This is a genomic window from Streptomyces sp. NPDC127084, assembly GCF_042724175.1.
Taxonomy (GTDB): domain Bacteria; phylum Actinomycetota; class Actinomycetes; order Streptomycetales; family Streptomycetaceae; genus Streptomyces.
Window position 1 is genome coordinate 20,428 of record NZ_JBHXFA010000009.1, and the last position, 16,412, is coordinate 36,839.

The following is a 16,412-nucleotide window of genomic DNA, read 5'->3' on the forward strand; positions in this document are numbered from 1 at the left end:
CTCCGAACAGGGCCCTGGGACCCATTCCCGGGCCCAAACCATGATCTGTCTTCGGGGTGTTCGCCCGGTCATGGCCGTTCGCCTTCCATCTGGCCACGATCACTACCGCAACCATCACCGCAGCCCGTAGCCGGTGCGGTGCCGAGCCAGTGGGCGATGGCGTTGCTGCGGGTGGTGGTGTGGAGCTTGGCGAAGATGCGGTTGATGTGGTTCTTGACGGTCTTCTCGCTGATGAAGCAGGCGGCGGCGATCTGCTGGTTGCTCATCCCGGACGCAATCAGGTCCATGACCTCCACCTCCCGCGAACTCAGCCCGAACTCCGACCTGTTCGCAGAAGAACCAAGTCCTTCTGCCTCATAAGAATGTGCCACAAAGGGTTGCAGTTGCGAAAGACCCCGGCGTGGCTGCGCGGGTTGCCGCACGTGCTGGAGCAAGGCGTTGGCCGCGCTGGTGGTGAAGTGGGCCTGGCCGTTCTTGATGTCGCGTACTGCCTGGACCAGTTGGTCGGCGGTGAACTCGCCGTGGACAAGGTAGCCGTCGGCGCCGAGTCTCAGGGCCTCGTGGACGATCTCGGTCTCCCGGCTGTACGTCAGCATCATCACCGGGGCGAGCTTGACCAGATGCGGCAGGGCGGAGATGCCGTCCACGCCCGGCATGCGCACATCCAGCAGTACGACGTCCGGGCGGTGCTGGAGGGTGACTTCGCAGGCTTCGCGGCCGTTCGCCGCCTCGGCGACGACGGCGACGTCGTTACGGTCGGAGAGCAGGGCGCCGAGGCCCGCCCTCACGACCGGGTTGTCGTCGGCGACCACGACGCGAAGGGGGTTCTGTGCAGGGTGGGCTGAGAAGACGTCCGGCATTCGGCGGCCTCCTTCCGGGGGGTGCGGCTGGGTGCGATGGCCGACAGGGGCAGTTCCAGGCGCACTTCGGTGCCGCGGGCCGCCTGGCCACGGCCGATGCGGAGCCGGGCGCCGATGGACGCGGCGCGTTCCACCATGCCGACGAGGCCGTAGTGGCCGTGGCGTTTGAGTTGGTCGAGGGTGATGCCCGGGGGCAGCCCAGGGCCGTCGTCGTACACGCTGACGCGTAGGAACCCGCCCTCCACGCCGGCCGACACGTCGATGCGGGTGGGCTCCGCATGCCGGTGGGCGTTTTCCAGCGCCTCCGAGACCACCGTGAGGAGCTGTCGGGCGATTGCCCGGGGGACCAGGGGCAACGGGGCGGTGCCGAGGCGGTGGAGGGTGATGCGCGCGCCGCCGCGATGGGTGTAGTGGGCTGTGCGTGCGGACAGTTCGGCGCCGATGTCCACCCCTCCCGGCTCCTGGCCCTGGTCCCTGGGCTCGCGGCGCAGGTCGGACAGCAGTTCGCGGGACTCTGCCGCAGCGCGCCGTGCGGCGTGCGCGACCAGGTCGGCCTGCTGTCTGATGGTGCGAGGGTCCGTACGGTCCGCCGACCTCGTCAGCGCGTCGGCGGCGAGTGCCAGACCATGCAGCGTCTTGGCGAACGAGTCGTGCATCTCGCGCGCGAGCCGTGAACGCTCCTCCTCCACCGCCTCGTTGGCCGCGAGTCGGGCGCGGGTCTCGGTCAGCGCCTGGCTTGCCGCGCCGACACGCAGCAGCAGGTTCCGCAGGGTGACCCCGACCGCTCCGGCGATCACGCAGAACCCGGGGAGGAGCAGAGTGGTGGCGCTGTCGGCCTCCAGATGCCTGTTGCCACCGTAGACCAGAAAGATGATCACCGTCTGGAGTGCGGCGAAGACCGCGGCGCCCCGCCATCCGTACACCAGTCCCGCGAGCAGCGGGGTGCACACCGTGACATAGGCGAGTGTGGACTCGGGCGTCCCTGTGATCAGCAGCAATGCCCCGAAGACCGCGTCGACGGCCAGCAGCCAGGGGTGGCGGAGGAAGTGCGGGCCGAAACGCTCCCAGTCCCGGAAGAGGACGTACGAGCCCATGAACGTGACCACGATGGCCGCGCCGATCAGCCATTGGGGTAACCCGGGGGCGGCGCCCTCGATGGCGAACGGGGTGGCGAGGGCGATCATCGCGAGCCGGAAGCCGAAGACCTGGCGGCACAGTGCCTGGAGCGCGTTGACCTGGATGCCCGGCGGGGGCAGCCATCCAGGCTCCGCGGGCGGGGATTCCGGCTCCCCAGGCAGCGCCTCCGGCAGCGGATCCCGCTGCGTTTCGGGGCGGCGTTCGGGGTGGTGGTGTGCCATCGGTTCCCGCTCACTCGCCCGTCAGGAAGCTGAAGTCGACGTCCGCGCCGTACACGAACCCGACCGTCAGCAGGATCAACGTGCCCGGCAGCAGGAACGAGGTCACCGCGAAGGTGGCCTTCGGTACCGCCTTCGCGGCCTTCCGGCGGGCGTTCTGGGCGTCGGCGCGCCGCATGTCGTTGGCGATCTGGATGAGGGTGTCCACGATCGGGGCACCCAGTTCCTCGCCCTGCTGGAGCGCCGTCACGAACATCCCCACCTGCTCCGAGTCATTGCGCCTGCGCAGTTCCTCGAACGCCTGTCGCCTGCTGACGCCCATGTCCATCTGGCGCAGGGTGATGGACAGTTCGTCCGCCCATGGCCCCTCGTACTTCTCGGCCACCCGCTCCAGCGCCTGCCGGAAGCCCAGACCGGCGGAGACGACCACGGCCAGCACATCGAGGAAGTCCGGCAGCGTCCGCTCGATGTGGTCCTTGCGGACGCGGACCGCGGACCAGATGCCGACCTCGATCCAGAACAGTCCGAAGGCGATCAGCAGCACCGTGAGCAGGATCTCGCCGCGGATGATCGTCGTGAACGCTCCGAAGAAGCCGAGCGCGCCGTAGACGGCCCGCCGCGCCGCGTACCGGTCTATGGTGAGGCCGCCGGGGTTGCCGGCGAGGTCGATCTGGCGGCGTTTCCGGTTGACCGCCTTGGGGCCCATCATCCTCAGCACCAGTGGGGCCCAGCGCATCCCCAGGCGGTCGATTCCGGATCCCACCGCGCCGGTACGGCTCGCGCCGATCTCCAGGGCCACCGCGAGGTCCCCGGGGAGCTTGGCGTCGGCGCGGTACATCCGGATGCCGTGGATGGTCCCGTAGACACCGAGGGCGAGGACGGTGGCGAGCACCAGCCCGATGTACGGCATCCCCATGTCCGATGATCCCTTCAGCGTTCGGACGTCACACGTCGATACGGGACAGGCGGCGGATCACAACGAATCCGATCGCGTACAGCGCCAGCGAGACGACCACGGCACCCTGGCCGATGGTCGCCCCCGTCATCCGGTCCAGCGCACCGGGCATCACCAGATTCATCAGGAGCAGAGCCCCCAGTCCGAACACCGGAACCGCGTAGGCGGTCACGGTCACCTGGGAAAGCTGTGTCCGGATCTCGCGCCGGGTCTCCTTGCGTTCTTCCAGCGTCTCGGTGAGGTTGCGCAGTGAGCTGACGACCGTGCCGCCGGCGCGGTTGGAGAGGACGAGGGTGGTGACCAGGACCACCAGTTCGCGTGAGGGCAGTCTCTCGGTCAGTTCGCTCAGGGCGTCCTCCAGGGGTTCTCCCACCGCGAGCCGCTGGGCGACGCGGTCCAGTTCCTTGCCCGCCGGATCCTGCAACTCCTCGGCGGCCATGGAGATCGCGGTACGCAGTGCGAGTCCGGCTTCGGTGGCGTTGGCGAGGATGCGGGAGAGCTCGGGGAGCTGGTTGATGAAGCGCTCGGTGCGCTTGGTGCGCTGCCAGTTGAGAAAGGTGTTGGTGCCCCAGAGGCCGATCAGGGCGGCCACCGGGCCGAAGAACGCGGCCAGCACGGACGCGGCGATCAGCCACAGCCCGGCCAGTGCGGCGATGGCGTAGACGAAGAACTCGCCCGGTGTGAGGTCGAGTCCGGTGGCGGCGAGCTTGAATTCGAGCTTCCGTCCGAGAGCCGTTCCGCGCAGTCTGCGGTCCACGCCCCGGAAGCGGCGCGGTCTGCCCGGCGTCGCCGCCTCGATCTGACCGGCGAACGAAAGCCGGTCGACCAGTGCCGCACGTTCCGCCTTCCCCTTGGCGTACGTCTGGACGCCCGTGACCGCGAGCACGCAGCACAGCAGGGTGACGCCGATCGTGAGCAGTACGAGGTTGTCCATCGTCGGGTACCTACAGGGCCTCTCGGGTGGCGAGTTGGTTGGGGAACGCGGCGACACCGAAGGCTTGCGGAATGGGCTGGTTGGACATGTAGAGGCGCTCGGCGAGGCGCCTTGGCAGCGGGTGGTGGCGGAACCGGCCTTGAATCCGGCCGTCGGCGCCCATGGGCTCGGCCTCGAACCGGGCGACGGTGACGATGCGGTAGACGCCGCGCCCGTAGGCGTCCCGCCCGAGCGGCGCGGTGGGGTCGCGGCCGAAGGGGTCGGCGTCGCGTCCATGGGAGTCGAGGTAGGCGATCTCGGTGACCCTGCGGGTGCCGTCCGCGTACCTGGTGAGCTGTACGAGCACGTCGACCGCGCTGGTGATCTGGTCGTGCAGCGCCTCGAAGGGGACCTTGACCTCGGACATCGACGCGAGGGTCTTCAGCCGCATCAGCGCGTCCTCGGCGCTGTTGGCGTGGACGGTGGCCAGCGAGCCGTTGTGGCCGGTCGACATTGCCTGGAGCATGTCGAGTGACTCGCCGCCGCGTACCTCGCCGACCACGATCCGGTCCGGGCGCATCCGGAGCGAGTTGCGTACCAGGTCGCGGATGGTGACCTGGCCCTTGCCCTCGACGTTCGCCGGGCGGGACTCCAGCCGGATCACATGGGACTGCTGGAGCTGGAGTTCGGCTGAGTCCTCGATGGTGATGATGCGCTCGTGGTCGGGGATCAGCCCGGAGAGAGCGTTGAGCAGTGTGGTCTTTCCGGTGCCGGTGGCCCCGGAGACGATGATGTTGAACTTCGCCTGGACGAGTCCGGACAGCAGGTACAGCAGGTGCTCGTCGATCGAGCCGAGGCCGATCAGTTCCTGGAGGGTGAAGGTCTGCGGGAAGCGCCGGATGGTGAGGGTGGCTCCGGTCAGGGACAGCGGCGGAATGATCACATTGACGCGCTCCCCGCTGGGCAGGCGGGCGTCGACCATGGGGTTTGCCTCGTCCACGCGGCGGTTGACGGTGGAGACGATGCGTTCGATCGTCTGCATCAGCTGCTCGTGGGAGGCGAAGCGCAGCGGGAGCTGCGTCACCTTGCCGTCGCGCTCCACGAAGATCTGGTCAGGGCCGTTCACCATGATCTCGGTGATGGAGGCGTCCTCCAGGAGGGGCTCCAGGATGCCGAGTCCGAGGGCCTCGTCCACCACCCGGCGGATCAGCTGCGCGCGTTCGGACGTGGAGAGGACCGGGCCTTCGCGGCTGATGATGTGGCCGAGTACGCGTTCGAGCCTGGCCCGCCGGTCGGCGGCGGGAAGCGACGACATCTCCGCGAGGTCGATCTCTTCGAGCAGCTTTGTGCGATAGGTGGCGACCAGGCGGCCGTCCTCGTGGCCCCCGCCGTTCTCCTCGGGGGCGGCGATGCGTGCGCGCAGGCTCATATGCGTGACTCCCTCCTCAGTCCCGGGGCATGGTGGAGCTGCGCTCGGCCGTGCCCCAGTCCACGCCCGGCAGGAGCGACGGGACCTTGATCCGCACGGTGTACGTGACCTCGTCGTCTCCGCCGCCCGGCTGCAGGGTCATGTTCTCGGCGAGCCAGCCGCTGACGGCGCCTGCGGCTGCCTGGTCCGGGCTGATCTCCGGGTCGTCCACGCTCGCGGCACGGGCGGCGGCCCGTGCCGCGGTGCCTGACTGGTTCGCTGTGTAGGCAGCGATGCCGAGCTGGATGGCGAGCAGGCCGACGAGCAGCAGCAGCGGGAGGAAGCCGAGGTACTCGATGGCGACCTGGCCGCTTTCCCGCCGCGCCGCCCGCTTCCTGGGCTTGGGCCTGGCCTCGGGCTTGGGCCTGGCCTCGGACTTGGTCATGGCCTCGGGTCTGGCCTCGGGCTTGGGCTTGGGCCTGGCTCCGGTCCGGCTCCGGTACATGTCAGTGCTCCCTCACTGCGGACGCCTTGCCAGTCACCCGCATCGGGAAATCGAGTACGCCCGGCACGAGTGCGGGTACGTCGAACACCACGGTCGCCGTGAAGAGGCCTGTTCCGGCGGCGCACGCCGTCTCGTCCATGTTCGCGGCCCAGGCGGCGGGTAGGTCCTCCTTCGCCGCCTCCTGGCATGCCTGCTGCCCGGCACCGCCCTCGGACACCGCGCCCGCCCGTGCCGCCTGGTCGGCCGCGTTCCCGGCCAGGCTGTACGTGTAGCCGATCAGGGCGCACTGCCAGAGCACCACCAGCAGCAGGATGATCAGCGGTGTGACACCCAGGAACTCGATCGCCGTCTGGCCGCGGTCCCCGAACCGGCCCCGGGACCGGTCAGACCTCGGCCACTGCCTGCCTAAGCCCACCATCGGTCAGCGTGCCCCCTCCCACTCCCGGGAGTCGCCACGTCTGCGGCGGCCTCCGATCGAGCCCCGGTCGCTCCGGTCGCCTCGGAACCTACCGCTCCGTCCGCCCCCGTCGGGGAGCTTCACCAGACCCAGTTCACCGGCCAGGCCCCACAGCGCCTGCTTCACGGTGCTCTTGGCGTCGAGTTCATGCATACGCCCGGAGTCCACCGCCCCCTGGAGCTCCTTGAAGTTCGCGGGGATCGCCGTGCCCGCCACCCTGGTGCCCGTGATCTTCTGGATGAGCGGCGGCTGTATCTCCGTACCGCGGGTGTGGCGGTTGACCACGGTGATCGTCTCCTCCGCCTTGCGGATCTGGAGCCGGTCCCAGAGCCGTACGACCCGCTTGGCGCCGCGCACCGCCACCACGTCCGGGGTGGTGACCAGCAGTGCGGTATCGGCCATTTCGACGGCCACGGCGTTCGCGCCGTGCATCTGGCTTCCGCAGTCGATGACGACGACCTCGTAGCGGGACCGCAGGGCCCGCACGATCTGCCGGGCGGCCCGGTCGGTGACCTCTTCTCCGCGTTCGCCGTCACCGGGGGCCAGCAGCAGGGCGAGTCCGGTCGGATGGCTGAACACCGCGTCGGACAGCACCCTCGGGGATATGTCCGAGACCGCTGCCAGGTCGGCGATCGAGCGGCGGAACTGCACATCGAGGTACGAGGCGACATCGCCGGTCTGCACGTCCATGTCGGCCAGCGCGACCGTACGGCCGGAGGCGCGGGCGGCCAGGGCGAGCTGGACCGCGGTGACGGTCGTGCCGACACCGCCCTTGGCTCCGGTGACGGTGACCACGGTGCCCGCGGGTCCCGGGAGCTCTTCGCCGCCCGTACCCAGATGCCGCCGTACGCCGGCGGACCACTGGGCCGCGGTCTGGACCCGGTGGGCCAGCTCCTCGACGCTGAGCGGCAGCACGGCAAGGCCTCTGGCTCCCGACTCCATCGCGGCGGAGAACAGGCCGGGGCTCGCGTCGGAGGTCATGAGTACGACGCCGACGGCGGGGAAGCGCAGGGCGACCTCGCGCACCAGTTCCAGTGCCGGTACGGGCCCGATGCGTTCGTGTACCAGCACGACCTCGGGCAGTTCGTCGAGCGACTCACCGGCGAGTCGCGCCAGTGTGTCGACGAGCTGCGTCGAGTCGGCGACCGGAGCGCAGGGTTCGGCGTCGGGCAGCCGGCTCAGCAGCGTCGTGACGGACCGTGCCGCTTCGGGGTCGCCGATGGCGGGGAGGATCCTGGTGGTCATCCCGACCTCACTTGTCCTTGTCCAGCGTGTACGTACGGTCGGCGGGGCTGATCGCGGTCTCGCCGCCCTGACCGATCAGTGCCAGGCGTACGTGCTTGGCGAAGGACTCGGCGTACGCGACACGCTGGGCGTCCAGGGTGCTGAGCGCGAAGGTGATCGGTACGGCCTCGGTGGCCTGGTTGCCCCTGTTGTCGCGGTCCGGTTCGAGCGCGGTGAGCCGGCCCACGTCCACGACCCTGGCGTTGGAGACGATGACCACCGACTGGTCTACCTGGGCTGCTGACCGGGCTGCCCCGGCCGTGGCACCGTCCCGTTCGCCCGCGAACGTGGCGTAGATGTTGACGCGCGAGTCCGGCTTGATCTTGCCCGCCACCCCGGTCGCCGCGTCGATCATGATGGCGATCTCCTGCTCACCGGGCTGGAGGGCGGGACGGTCCACGATCATGTCGCTCTGGAGCAGCGACCCCTTTTTCAGCCGGGTGACCGCGATCTTCCCGCTGATCTGGGACAGGTCGGTCACCGCGTTCTCCGACAGCCAGCGTTCGGGCATGGTGACCTTCTCGAACTGTCCTGGTCTGAGCGCGGTGTAGGGCGGCACATCCGATGTGATCTCGTAAGCCGACACCTCGGGTCCGACCTTCGCGTTCACGTCGCTGATCACGGAGAGCACGCCGGCGAAGGCACCGAAGGCGCACAGGAGCGACAGCAGCAGGAGTATGACGCCGCGGCGCTGGCGTGAGTTCATGGGCCGGACAACCTCGTTCGCATACGTGGGCCAGAGCGGGCAGGGGCGGTACGGGGGCGCGGTACGACGCGCTGGTGCGGTGTGTGGGTCAGGTCGGTCTCATCACCGGGAGGCGGCTCCCGGGCCCGGCCCCTTGCCCTGGATCGGCCTCGGGATCGGGCAGGGGCAGGGGTGCGGAGCAGAAGCCGCAGCGGTCGCCGATGAGTTCCAGGGAGCACCAGTGGCACCTGGCTCGCCGTACGGACGCGACCAGCTGGTAGAGCACGGAGATATCGGGCAGGAACGCGGCGAATTCCGCCAACTTCGGTGTGCCCCACCAGCGGGGGGAGTCCGCGGGCAGGGCCGCCTCGTGGACTGTGTGGACCTGCCAGGCGGGGGCGAGCGTGCCGGTCACCCAGTCGGTGGACGCCTGACCACCCGCCACGAGCATTTGAGTGGCGAAGTCAGGGCCGCTCAGGATCCCGGCACTCGGCCCGATCCGGTGCAACTGCGGGTTCGGCCCGGCGAGTACGGCGAACTGGGAGCCGGGTACCCAGGACTTGGCGTGGGACCTGAGGTCCACCGGCACCCGGTCGAGCCGGGTGACGGAGTTCAGCACGGCGCCCGCGTAGACGTAGTGGGCGAGCAGCCGCGCCGCGGACGCGATGACGCCGGCGCTGAAGTCGCAGACCGAAAGCTGGCGTAACTGGCGCACCAGGACCGCCACGCCGAGAGGTGGCAGATCCGATCGGAGCAGGGCGATCCGGTCGCTTTCCAGCATGGCCCGGATCGCGAACATCCGCTGCTCGTGGGCGGTCGGCACGGACGCGGGGTACACGACGACCACGTAGCCGTGCTGTTCCACGAGCACGTGCATATCGGCGAGCGCGGTCTCCAGGGGCTGGGCTTCGGGTGCCTGGATGACGGCGGCGGTCGGCGTCTGCTGGTCGGTGGGCGGCAGCACCAGGTCCGCACTGGTCGACGCGATGACAGTCGGCACTCTCAGTCCCCGTCCACTCCGGTCTCCCGGTCTCCGGGACCCGGCGACCGCAGATCGTTCCTGCCCGGTACGGCTGCATCAGCACCTTATCTGCGTCTTCCTGGCCCGAAAACCCAACATGAGGAACCCACGTGGCATTCGGACCCACACTCGGCAGCAAAGCCGGACAGACAGGGCATCCAGCGACCGCGCTCCCCCTTCCGGCCGGTTCCAGTCGCGGGATTGAACTCGAAAGGCTGAACGGGGCATGCGTGCCACATTTGACGGCAGGGCAAACGTGGCGATCGGCAGGTCGGTGCGACAGGGCGACGGTCATACCTACCAGGGCAGTTCGCGCAGCTGCTGCACGCACAGCACGACGAACAACAGGCCGGCCACCAGCAACATGCCGTTGCTCACCCACCCGTTGCGCCATTCCAGCGGTGTGCGCACCGAGTTGAGCAGCCACAGCAGGGTCAGCGCCAGGAAGGGCATGAACAGCGCCCCGAGCACGCCGTACGCGACCACCAGCCCGAACGGCTCGTCCAGCCAGAGCAGGCCCATCGGCGGGAAGGTCAGCCACAGCATGTACGCCCGGAAGGGCCAGGAGCGTTCGCGGCGGCCCTTGGCGACCTCCTCGACCGCGTTCTCCTCGATGCCCTGACGGGTCCGCAGCAGCCGCTCGGTGAAGTCGGCGAAGAGCAGGCTCACCCCGTGCCAGACCCCGACCAGCGCCGAGAAGGACGTGGCGCAGAAGCCGACGAGGAAGAGCTTGGCGGTGAAGACCCCGAACCGCTCTTCCAGGATGTCGCTGAGTCCGAGCAGCCCCTTGTCACCGCCGCCCTCCAGCGCGAGGTGGGAGGCGTGCAGCAGTTCGGCGCCGATGATGAGCATGGCGACGACGAACACGCCGGTGGTGAGGTAGGCGACGCGGTTGTCGAGCCGCATCATCTTCATCCAGGACGCGTCGGTCCAGCCCTTGGAGTTGATCCAGTAGCCGTACGCGGCCATGGTGATCGTGCCGCCGACTCCACCGATCAGGCCGAGCGTGTAGAAGAAGGAGCCGTCGGGCAGTACGGGGACGAGACCGGCGAGGGCGGCCGGCACGTCCGGGGCGACGCGCACCGCGACGTACACGACGATGAGGAACTTGATGCCGATGAGTACGGTCATCAGCTTCTCGAAGCGTGCGTAGCGGTTGAACCAGACCAGGGCGAGGCCGATGAGGCCGGCGGCGATGGCGAAGGTCTTGAGTCCGCCGGGCGTGTCAGGGAAGAGCGCGGCAAGCGGGAGGGCCGTGGATGACATGGCCGCGGCGCCGTAGATGAAGCCCCACACAATGACGTAGAGGCCGAAGTAGACCGATGTCCAGGCGCCGAGGCTGCGCCAGCCGTCGAGGATGGTCCGGCCGGTGGCCAGGTGCCAGCGGCCGGTGGCCTCGGCGAGCGAGATCTTGACGAGGCAGCCGGCGATCGCGGCCCACAGCAGGGTGTAGCCGAACTTGCTGCCCGCGATCAGGGTCGCCACAAGGTCACCGGCTCCGACGCCGGTTGCCGCGACAACGATGCCTGGGCCGATATGCTTCCAGCTCGCCTTGCGGGTCCGGGTCCGGGCCGCCGGTGGCCGTGCGCCTTCCGCCTCGGTGCCCTCGGTGCCCTCGGTGTCCTGGGTGCCTGTCATGGTCGAGGTCCCGCCTTCCCAACTTGTGGGCCGAATGGCCGATTGACCGTGCATCCCCTTGACCGGGGCATGCCATACCCCCACCATGTGCCCGTCATACCCGCACGTCGCAGAGCAACCCCCACACTCCCTACCCAGGAGCCAGCATGCGACTTCGTATCCGCGGCAGTGGCAGAAGGTCCGCCACACGGACCACGGCCTTCGCGACCCTGCTCGCGCTCGCCGTGGCCGCGCCACTCACCGCGACCGCCGCTCCCACCCCCTCCCCCGACCGGGACCGCATCACACCCGTGGCCCTCCAGGAGGAGCAGACCAGGCAGTACGAGATCCACGGCCCGTCCACCGTCGCCGAGCGCACCGCGATCGCCGCCACCGGCGTGTCGATCGACGAGGCCGACGACCACTCCCTCGTCGTCAGCGCCAACGCCGCCCAGGCGAAGCGGCTGCGCGCCATCGGCCATAAGCTCGAACTCCTGCCCGGCCCGCCCGTACGCACCGTCGAGGGCGCGACGGCCAAGGCGTTCGACTTCCCGTCATCCGACTCGAAGTACCACAACTACGCCGAGATGAACGCGGAGATCAACCAGCGCATCGCCGCCTACCCGAGCATCATGAGCAAGAAGGTGATCGGTAAGTCCTACGAAGGTCGCGACATCATCGCCGTCAAGGTCAGCGACAACGTCGGCACCGACGAGAACGAACCCGAGGTCCTGTTCACCCACCACCAGCACGCCCGTGAGCACCTGACCGTCGAAATGGCGCTCTACCTGCTGCGCGAGCTCGGCGAGGACTACGGGACCGACTCCCGGATCACCAACGCCGTCAACAGCCGCGAGCTCTGGATCGTGCCCGACCTCAACCCGGACGGCGGCGAGTACGACATCGCCACCGGCCGCTACCGCAGCTGGCGCAAGAACCGGCAGCCGAACACCGGTTCGTCATACGTGGGTACGGACATGAACCGCAACTGGAACTACAAGTGGGGCTGCTGCGGCGGTTCGTCCGGCTCCACCAGCTCCGAGACCTACCGCGGCAAGTCCGCCGAGTCCGCCCCCGAGGTGAAGGTCGTCGCCGACTTCGTACGCTCCCGGGTCGTCGGCGGGAAGCAGCAGATCAAGGCGGGCATCGACTTCCACACCTACAGTGAGCTGGTGCTCTGGCCGTTCGGCTACACCACGGCCGACACCGCCACCGGCATGACCCAGGACGACCGCAACGCCTTCGCCACCGTCGGCCAGAAGATGGCCGCGAGCAACGGCTACACGCCCGAGCAGTCGAGCGACCTGTACATCACGGACGGGTCCATCGACGACTGGCTGTGGGGCAACCAGAAGATCTTCGGCTACACCTTCGAGATGTACCCGACCAGCATCTTCGGCGGCGGCTTCTACCCGGCCGACGAGGTGATCGAGCGCGAGACCAGCCGCAACCGCGACGCGGTGCTCCAGCTCCTGGAGAACGCGGACTGCATGTACCGGTCGATCGGCAAGGAGCAGCAGTACTGCACCGGCTGACGCCGGTGCGGCAGCAGTGAGTGGGGCGCCCGGGCCGTCGCCGCTACGGCGGCGTCGGCTGCGGCTGCGGCAGCCGACGCCTGGGCGCCCCGCGTGCCCGTACCTCCGGGTGAACGCGGATACTGGGCGGCAACCGCACCACCAGGAGGCCCCCATGACCAGCCGCCCCCTCGCCCGGCTCGCGGACGAGCGTGTCGACCACCGGTTCAAGGGGCTGCCCCCGGACGCCGAAGGGCTGACCGTCGGCGAGCTGGCCGCCCAGCGCCGCAATCTGTTCGACGGGGGCTTCACCACCCCCGTGCTCGCGCTGTCCGCGGAGTCACTGGAACACAACCTCGCTCTCCTGGAGACCTACGCCGAGCGCCACTGCCTCGCCTTCGCCCCGCACGGCAAGACCTCCATGGCGCCGCAGCTCTTCGAGCGCCAGCTGGAGCGGGGCGCGTGGGGCATCACGGCCGCCGTCCCGCACCAGGCACGGGTCTACCGGGCGTACGGCGTCCAGCGGATCTTCCTCGCGAACGAGCTGGTGGACGAGGTGGCGCTGCGCTGGTTCGCCGCCGAGCTCGACCGCGACCCGGACTTCGAGCTGGTCTGCTACGTGGACTCGGTGCGCGGCGTCGAGCTGATGGACCAGGCCCTCAGCGCCGCCGGCGACGGCCGTCGCCCGCTGGACGTGGTGGTCGAACTGGCCGCCGGCGACGGCGCCCGCACCGGCGCCCGTACCGAAGCCGACTGCACGGCCATCGCCGAGGCCGTCACGGCCACCCGCACCCTGCGCCTGGTGGGCGTCGCCGGATACGAGGGCGAGGTCCTGGACGCGACCCCCGAGCGGGTACGCGACTGGCTGGGCCGGCTGGTCTCGCTCGCCGCCCTGCTCGACAAGGACGGCCACTTCGGCGACGCGGAGCAGATCATCGTCAGCGCGGGCGGCAGCGCCTGGTTCGACACGGTGGCGGAGGTATTCGAGCAGCTCCCGGAGCTGTCCCGGCCGGTGCTGAAGCTACTGCGCTCGGGGGCGTACGTCTCCCACGACTCGGGCCACTACCAGCGCCTCACCCCGTTCAACCGAGTCCCGGCCGAGGGTTCCCTGGAGCCGGCGTTCCGCCTGTGGTCCCAGGTGGTGTCCCGGCCGACCGAGCGGCAGGCGTTCACCAACGCGGGCAAGCGCGACGCCGCCTACGACCTGGATCTGCCCGATGCCCAGGTGGTACGCGACGCCCGCACCGGAGAGACGCGCCCGGCCGACGGCATCACCGTCACCGGGCTGTCCGACCAGCACACCTGGCTGCGTACGGAGGAGGGATCGGCGGCGGATCTGGAGGTCGGGGACTGGGTGGGGATGGGTCTGTCGCACCCGTGTACGTCGTTCGACAAATGGCAGCTGATTCCGCTGGTTGAGGCGGACGGGACGGTCGTGGACTACGTCCGTACGTTCTTCTGACCGGCCCCGGCCTACAGTGCCGCCCATGGCAGAAGACACCCGCCCCGGTCCGCCGCTGCTCGGCAGCGAACGCGAGAGCCTGCGCGGCTACCTCGAATTCCACCGCGCGACGCTCGCGATGAAGTGCGAAGGGCTCTCCGACGAGGAGCTGCGACGCCGGTCCATGCCGCCGTCGGCGCTTTCACTGCTCGGACTCGTCCGGCATATGGCGGAGGTCGAACGCACCTGGTTCCGCAAGGTGATCGCGGGCGAGGACGTGCCGCTCGTCTGGTCACCCGAGGGTGACTACCAGGTCGCGTACGACGCGACGACCGCGACGCGCGCAGAGACCTTCGCCGCCTGGGAGGCGGAGGTCGAGCACGCGCGCCGCATCGAGCGCGAGGCGGAGTCGCTCGATGTGACCGGATACCAGGTCCGGTGGGGCAAGGAGGTGTCGCTGCGGCTGGTGATGCTGCATCTGATCCACGAGTACGCACGGCACAACGGCCACGCGGACTTCCTGCGGGAGGGGATCGACGGGTCCGTCGGCGCCTGACCCTCAGGGAACAGGGGGAACAAGAGAACGGGCCAACGGGACGGAGGAGCGGGTCGGCACCCGTCCCCCTGCTCCCGCTCCGGTCCGGACCTCGGCGGGATGGAGGACGGGTTGCCGCCCTTGGGCCCTGCGTTGATCTTCGAACGGAACGAACATCCCAGTCAATCCTTGAATTGACTTGGCGCTCTCCAAGCCATGACTTGGGAGTCGGTGGGCTGGTCCTGTCCGGCACGGGGCCGGGGCAGCGGCAGGGCCAGGGGCGGTACGGGCTTCCCGGCGGCGACCGATGCCCGGCTTCCCGCCCCGCGCCGCCGCAGGGCCGCCACCGCGAGCACGGCCGCGAGGGCGCCCAGCACGAAACCGTACGCGGGGGTGTGGCCGGAGGGCTGGGTCTCGTACACCAGGGCGGTGGAGAGCACGACCAGTACGCCGATGAGCCGGGCGCCGCTCCCCGCCGCCGCCAGACCGCTCGCCGCCACCGCCGCCGTGCCCCAGAGCAGGTACCAGGGCTGCACCATCGGCGACAGCGCGACCAGGACGAGCAGGGACAGGCCCAGACCGGGCACGGGATGCAGTCGGCCGCGCAGGGAGCGCACTGCCAGGCAGGCGATCACGGCGAGGGCGGCGGCAAGGCCGAGGGCCTGGGTCGCGCTCTTGACCGCCATCGGGTCCGTACCGGCGGCCAGTCGGGCCAGGTGGCCGATCGCCAGGCCGATGTCACTGGTAAGCGAGAGCGGGGTGTGCACGGACGCGGCAACGCTCTGGGTGCGCAGCCAGCCGAAGCCGGTGCCTGCGAGCAGGGTTGTTCCCACGGCGACCAGAGCGGCGACCGCCACCGGGCCGAGCACGGCCTTGGCCACCCGGGTGACGGCGGTACCGCGCCCACCTCGTACGACGATCACGGCGATGAAGAGCAGGGCGATGGCAGCCGGGGACTTGACCATCATCGCGAGACCGACGACCGCGCTGCCCAGCAGCCACCGGCCGCGCAGTGCGCAGACGATTCCGGCCAGCATCAGACCGATCATCAGCCCGTCGTTGTGCATTCCGCCGACGACATGCATCAGCAGCAGCGGATTGAGCGCCGCGAGCCACAGCGCCCGGCTCTCGTCCGCACCGCACTCCACGGCCAGCCGCCGCACCGACCATACGATCAGTGCCAGCGCGGCGACGGCCGCCAGCCGCATCCCGAACACGGCCGGCACCACGGCCCCACCGGTGACCCAGACCACGCACTTCGCCAGCAGCAGGAAGACAGGCCCGTAGGGAGCCGGTGTGTCGGTCCAGTTCCCGCCGACGCTCGCCGCCGCGTCCGCGCCGAGCGAGTCGGGGCCGAGAACCGAAGGGCCGCGCGCGTACACGTCGTGGCCTTCCAGGACCATCGCGCCCTGGGCGATATAGCTGTAGACATCGGCGCTGTAGAGCGGGGGCGCGAGCAGTAGCGGCGCGGTCCAGCAGGCCAGGGTCACGAGGGTCTCGCGCACCCGGTCACCACCGGACGGACGCTCTTCGGCCGCCCGCCGCCAGTCCGCCCACCAGGCCACGAGCAGCAGTGTGAGACCGGCGTACGCGAGCAAGGCGCAGACGAGCGCGACGGCCGTCAGGGAACCCCGCTGCTGCCACAGCCCCCAGGGGTCGTACGCGGGCAGACTTCCGGCGCCCAGCCCGCCCACGGCCATCGCGAGCGACCCGGCCACGCCCAGCCGGCGCGCGCCGGCAGCGGTCCGCATCCACATGAGCAGTCAGCTCTTCCCCACTCTTCCCCGCCCGGTCTTCCCAGCCGGCTCGCCATCCGTCGCCGTCGGCCGTTCCGCGACGGCCGGCGGCACGGAGCCACGGAG

15 protein-coding genes are annotated in these 16,412 nt (G+C 69.7%); 3 read left to right on the forward strand and 12 right to left on the reverse strand.

Features of this window, described 5'->3' with window-relative positions:
- Nucleotides 1-68 precede the first annotated feature (68 nt).
- The 11 genes from ACFWI9_RS04020 to ACFWI9_RS04070 all read right to left on the reverse strand — a co-directional run bounded on the left by ACFWI9_RS04020 (nt 69) and on the right by ACFWI9_RS04070 (nt 11,081).
- Complete coding sequence (locus tag ACFWI9_RS04020; RefSeq protein WP_387158917.1) at nt 69-860, reverse strand: response regulator; 792 nt, start codon at nt 858-860, stop codon at nt 69-71.
- Nucleotides 785-2,218, reverse strand: coding sequence for a sensor histidine kinase (locus ACFWI9_RS04025; RefSeq protein WP_387158918.1), 1,434 nt, complete (start codon nt 2,216-2,218; stop codon nt 785-787). The genes ACFWI9_RS04020 and ACFWI9_RS04025 overlap by 76 nt, the downstream gene beginning before the upstream one ends.
- Nucleotides 2,219-2,228: 10 nt before the next feature.
- Entirely contained in the window at nt 2,229-3,116 is an 888-nt protein-coding gene (locus tag ACFWI9_RS04030) for a DUF5936 domain-containing protein (RefSeq protein ID WP_387158962.1), read from the reverse strand.
- Nucleotides 3,117-3,159: 43 nt separating this feature from the next.
- Nucleotides 3,160-4,104 (reverse strand): type II secretion system F family protein, encoded by a 945-nt coding sequence (locus ACFWI9_RS04035; RefSeq protein ID WP_387158919.1) that lies wholly within the window; start codon nt 4,102-4,104, stop codon nt 3,160-3,162.
- A 10-nt stretch (nt 4,105-4,114) separates the two neighbouring features.
- Nucleotides 4,115-5,512, reverse strand: coding sequence for a CpaF family protein (locus ACFWI9_RS04040; protein WP_387158920.1), 1,398 nt, complete (start codon nt 5,510-5,512; stop codon nt 4,115-4,117).
- A 16-nt stretch (nt 5,513-5,528) separates the two neighbouring features.
- Nucleotides 5,529-5,996: a TadE/TadG family type IV pilus assembly protein gene (locus ACFWI9_RS04045; protein WP_387158921.1), complete on the reverse strand. Its 468-nt coding sequence runs from the start codon at nt 5,994-5,996 to the stop codon at nt 5,529-5,531.
- 1 nt (nt 5,997) lies between these two features.
- Nucleotides 5,998-6,414, reverse strand: a complete 417-nt coding sequence (locus ACFWI9_RS04050) for a TadE/TadG family type IV pilus assembly protein (RefSeq protein WP_387158922.1) — start codon at nt 6,412-6,414, stop codon at nt 5,998-6,000.
- 3 nt (nt 6,415-6,417) lie between these two features.
- Nucleotides 6,418-7,698, reverse strand: a complete 1,281-nt coding sequence (locus ACFWI9_RS04055) for a CpaE family protein (protein ID WP_387158923.1) — start codon at nt 7,696-7,698, stop codon at nt 6,418-6,420.
- Between the two features lie 7 nt (nt 7,699-7,705).
- Nucleotides 7,706-8,443 (reverse strand): Flp pilus assembly protein CpaB, encoded by a 738-nt coding sequence (gene cpaB, locus ACFWI9_RS04060; protein ID WP_387158924.1) that lies wholly within the window; start codon nt 8,441-8,443, stop codon nt 7,706-7,708.
- Nucleotides 8,444-8,531: 88 nt separating this feature from the next.
- Nucleotides 8,532-9,422 (reverse strand): hypothetical protein, encoded by an 891-nt coding sequence (locus ACFWI9_RS04065; protein ID WP_387158925.1) that lies wholly within the window; start codon nt 9,420-9,422, stop codon nt 8,532-8,534.
- Between the two features lie 318 nt (nt 9,423-9,740).
- Nucleotides 9,741-11,081: an Nramp family divalent metal transporter gene (locus ACFWI9_RS04070; RefSeq protein ID WP_387158926.1), complete on the reverse strand. Its 1,341-nt coding sequence runs from the start codon at nt 11,079-11,081 to the stop codon at nt 9,741-9,743.
- A gap of 146 nt (nt 11,082-11,227) precedes the next feature.
- Here ACFWI9_RS04070 and ACFWI9_RS04075 point away from each other — a divergent pair, with 146 nt between their 5' ends.
- The 3 genes from ACFWI9_RS04075 to ACFWI9_RS04085 all read left to right on the forward strand — a co-directional run bounded on the left by ACFWI9_RS04075 (nt 11,228) and on the right by ACFWI9_RS04085 (nt 14,571).
- Nucleotides 11,228-12,595 carry a M14 family metallopeptidase gene (locus ACFWI9_RS04075; RefSeq protein ID WP_387158927.1) on the forward strand — a complete coding sequence of 456 codons (1,368 nt, stop codon included), beginning with the start codon at nt 11,228-11,230 and terminating at the stop codon, nt 12,593-12,595.
- Between the two features lie 154 nt (nt 12,596-12,749).
- The gene (locus ACFWI9_RS04080; RefSeq protein WP_387158928.1) at nt 12,750-14,036 is read left to right on the forward strand and encodes an alanine racemase; all 1,287 of its coding nucleotides are present in this window, start codon (nt 12,750-12,752) and stop codon (nt 14,034-14,036) included.
- Nucleotides 14,037-14,061: 25 nt separating this feature from the next.
- Nucleotides 14,062-14,571 (forward strand): DinB family protein, encoded by a 510-nt coding sequence (locus ACFWI9_RS04085; RefSeq protein ID WP_387158929.1) that lies wholly within the window; start codon nt 14,062-14,064, stop codon nt 14,569-14,571.
- A 161-nt stretch (nt 14,572-14,732) separates the two neighbouring features.
- Here ACFWI9_RS04085 and mptB read toward each other — a convergent pair whose 3' ends face one another.
- A complete protein-coding gene (mptB, locus tag ACFWI9_RS04090; protein WP_387158930.1) occupies nt 14,733-16,307 on the reverse strand; it encodes a polyprenol phosphomannose-dependent alpha 1,6 mannosyltransferase MptB in 1,575 nt (524 codons plus the stop codon).
- Nucleotides 16,308-16,412: the final 105 nt, after the last annotated feature.

Coding starts and splice junctions, on each gene's coding strand:
- ACFWI9_RS04020 (WP_387158917.1), bottom strand. CDS start 860: ATGCCGGACGTCTTCTCAGCCCACCCTGCACAGAACCCCCTTCGCGTC.
- ACFWI9_RS04025 (WP_387158918.1), bottom strand. CDS start 2,218: ATGGCACACCACCACCCCGAACGCCGCCCCGAAACGCAGCGGGATCCG.
- ACFWI9_RS04035 (WP_387158919.1), bottom strand. CDS start 4,104: ATGGACAACCTCGTACTGCTCACGATCGGCGTCACCCTGCTGTGCTGC.
- ACFWI9_RS04040 (WP_387158920.1), bottom strand. CDS start 5,512: ATGAGCCTGCGCGCACGCATCGCCGCCCCCGAGGAGAACGGCGGGGGC.
- ACFWI9_RS04045 (WP_387158921.1), bottom strand. CDS start 5,996: ATGTACCGGAGCCGGACCGGAGCCAGGCCCAAGCCCAAGCCCGAGGCC.
- ACFWI9_RS04050 (WP_387158922.1), bottom strand. CDS start 6,414: ATGGTGGGCTTAGGCAGGCAGTGGCCGAGGTCTGACCGGTCCCGGGGC.
- ACFWI9_RS04055 (WP_387158923.1), bottom strand. CDS start 7,698: ATGACCACCAGGATCCTCCCCGCCATCGGCGACCCCGAAGCGGCACGG.
- cpaB (WP_387158924.1), bottom strand. CDS start 8,443: ATGAACTCACGCCAGCGCCGCGGCGTCATACTCCTGCTGCTGTCGCTC.
- ACFWI9_RS04070 (WP_387158926.1), bottom strand. CDS start 11,081: ATGACAGGCACCCAGGACACCGAGGGCACCGAGGGCACCGAGGCGGAA.
- ACFWI9_RS04075 (WP_387158927.1), top strand. CDS start 11,228: ATGCGACTTCGTATCCGCGGCAGTGGCAGAAGGTCCGCCACACGGACC.
- ACFWI9_RS04080 (WP_387158928.1), top strand. CDS start 12,750: ATGACCAGCCGCCCCCTCGCCCGGCTCGCGGACGAGCGTGTCGACCAC.
- ACFWI9_RS04085 (WP_387158929.1), top strand. CDS start 14,062: ATGGCAGAAGACACCCGCCCCGGTCCGCCGCTGCTCGGCAGCGAACGC.
- mptB (WP_387158930.1), bottom strand. CDS start 16,307: ATGTGGATGCGGACCGCTGCCGGCGCGCGCCGGCTGGGCGTGGCCGGG.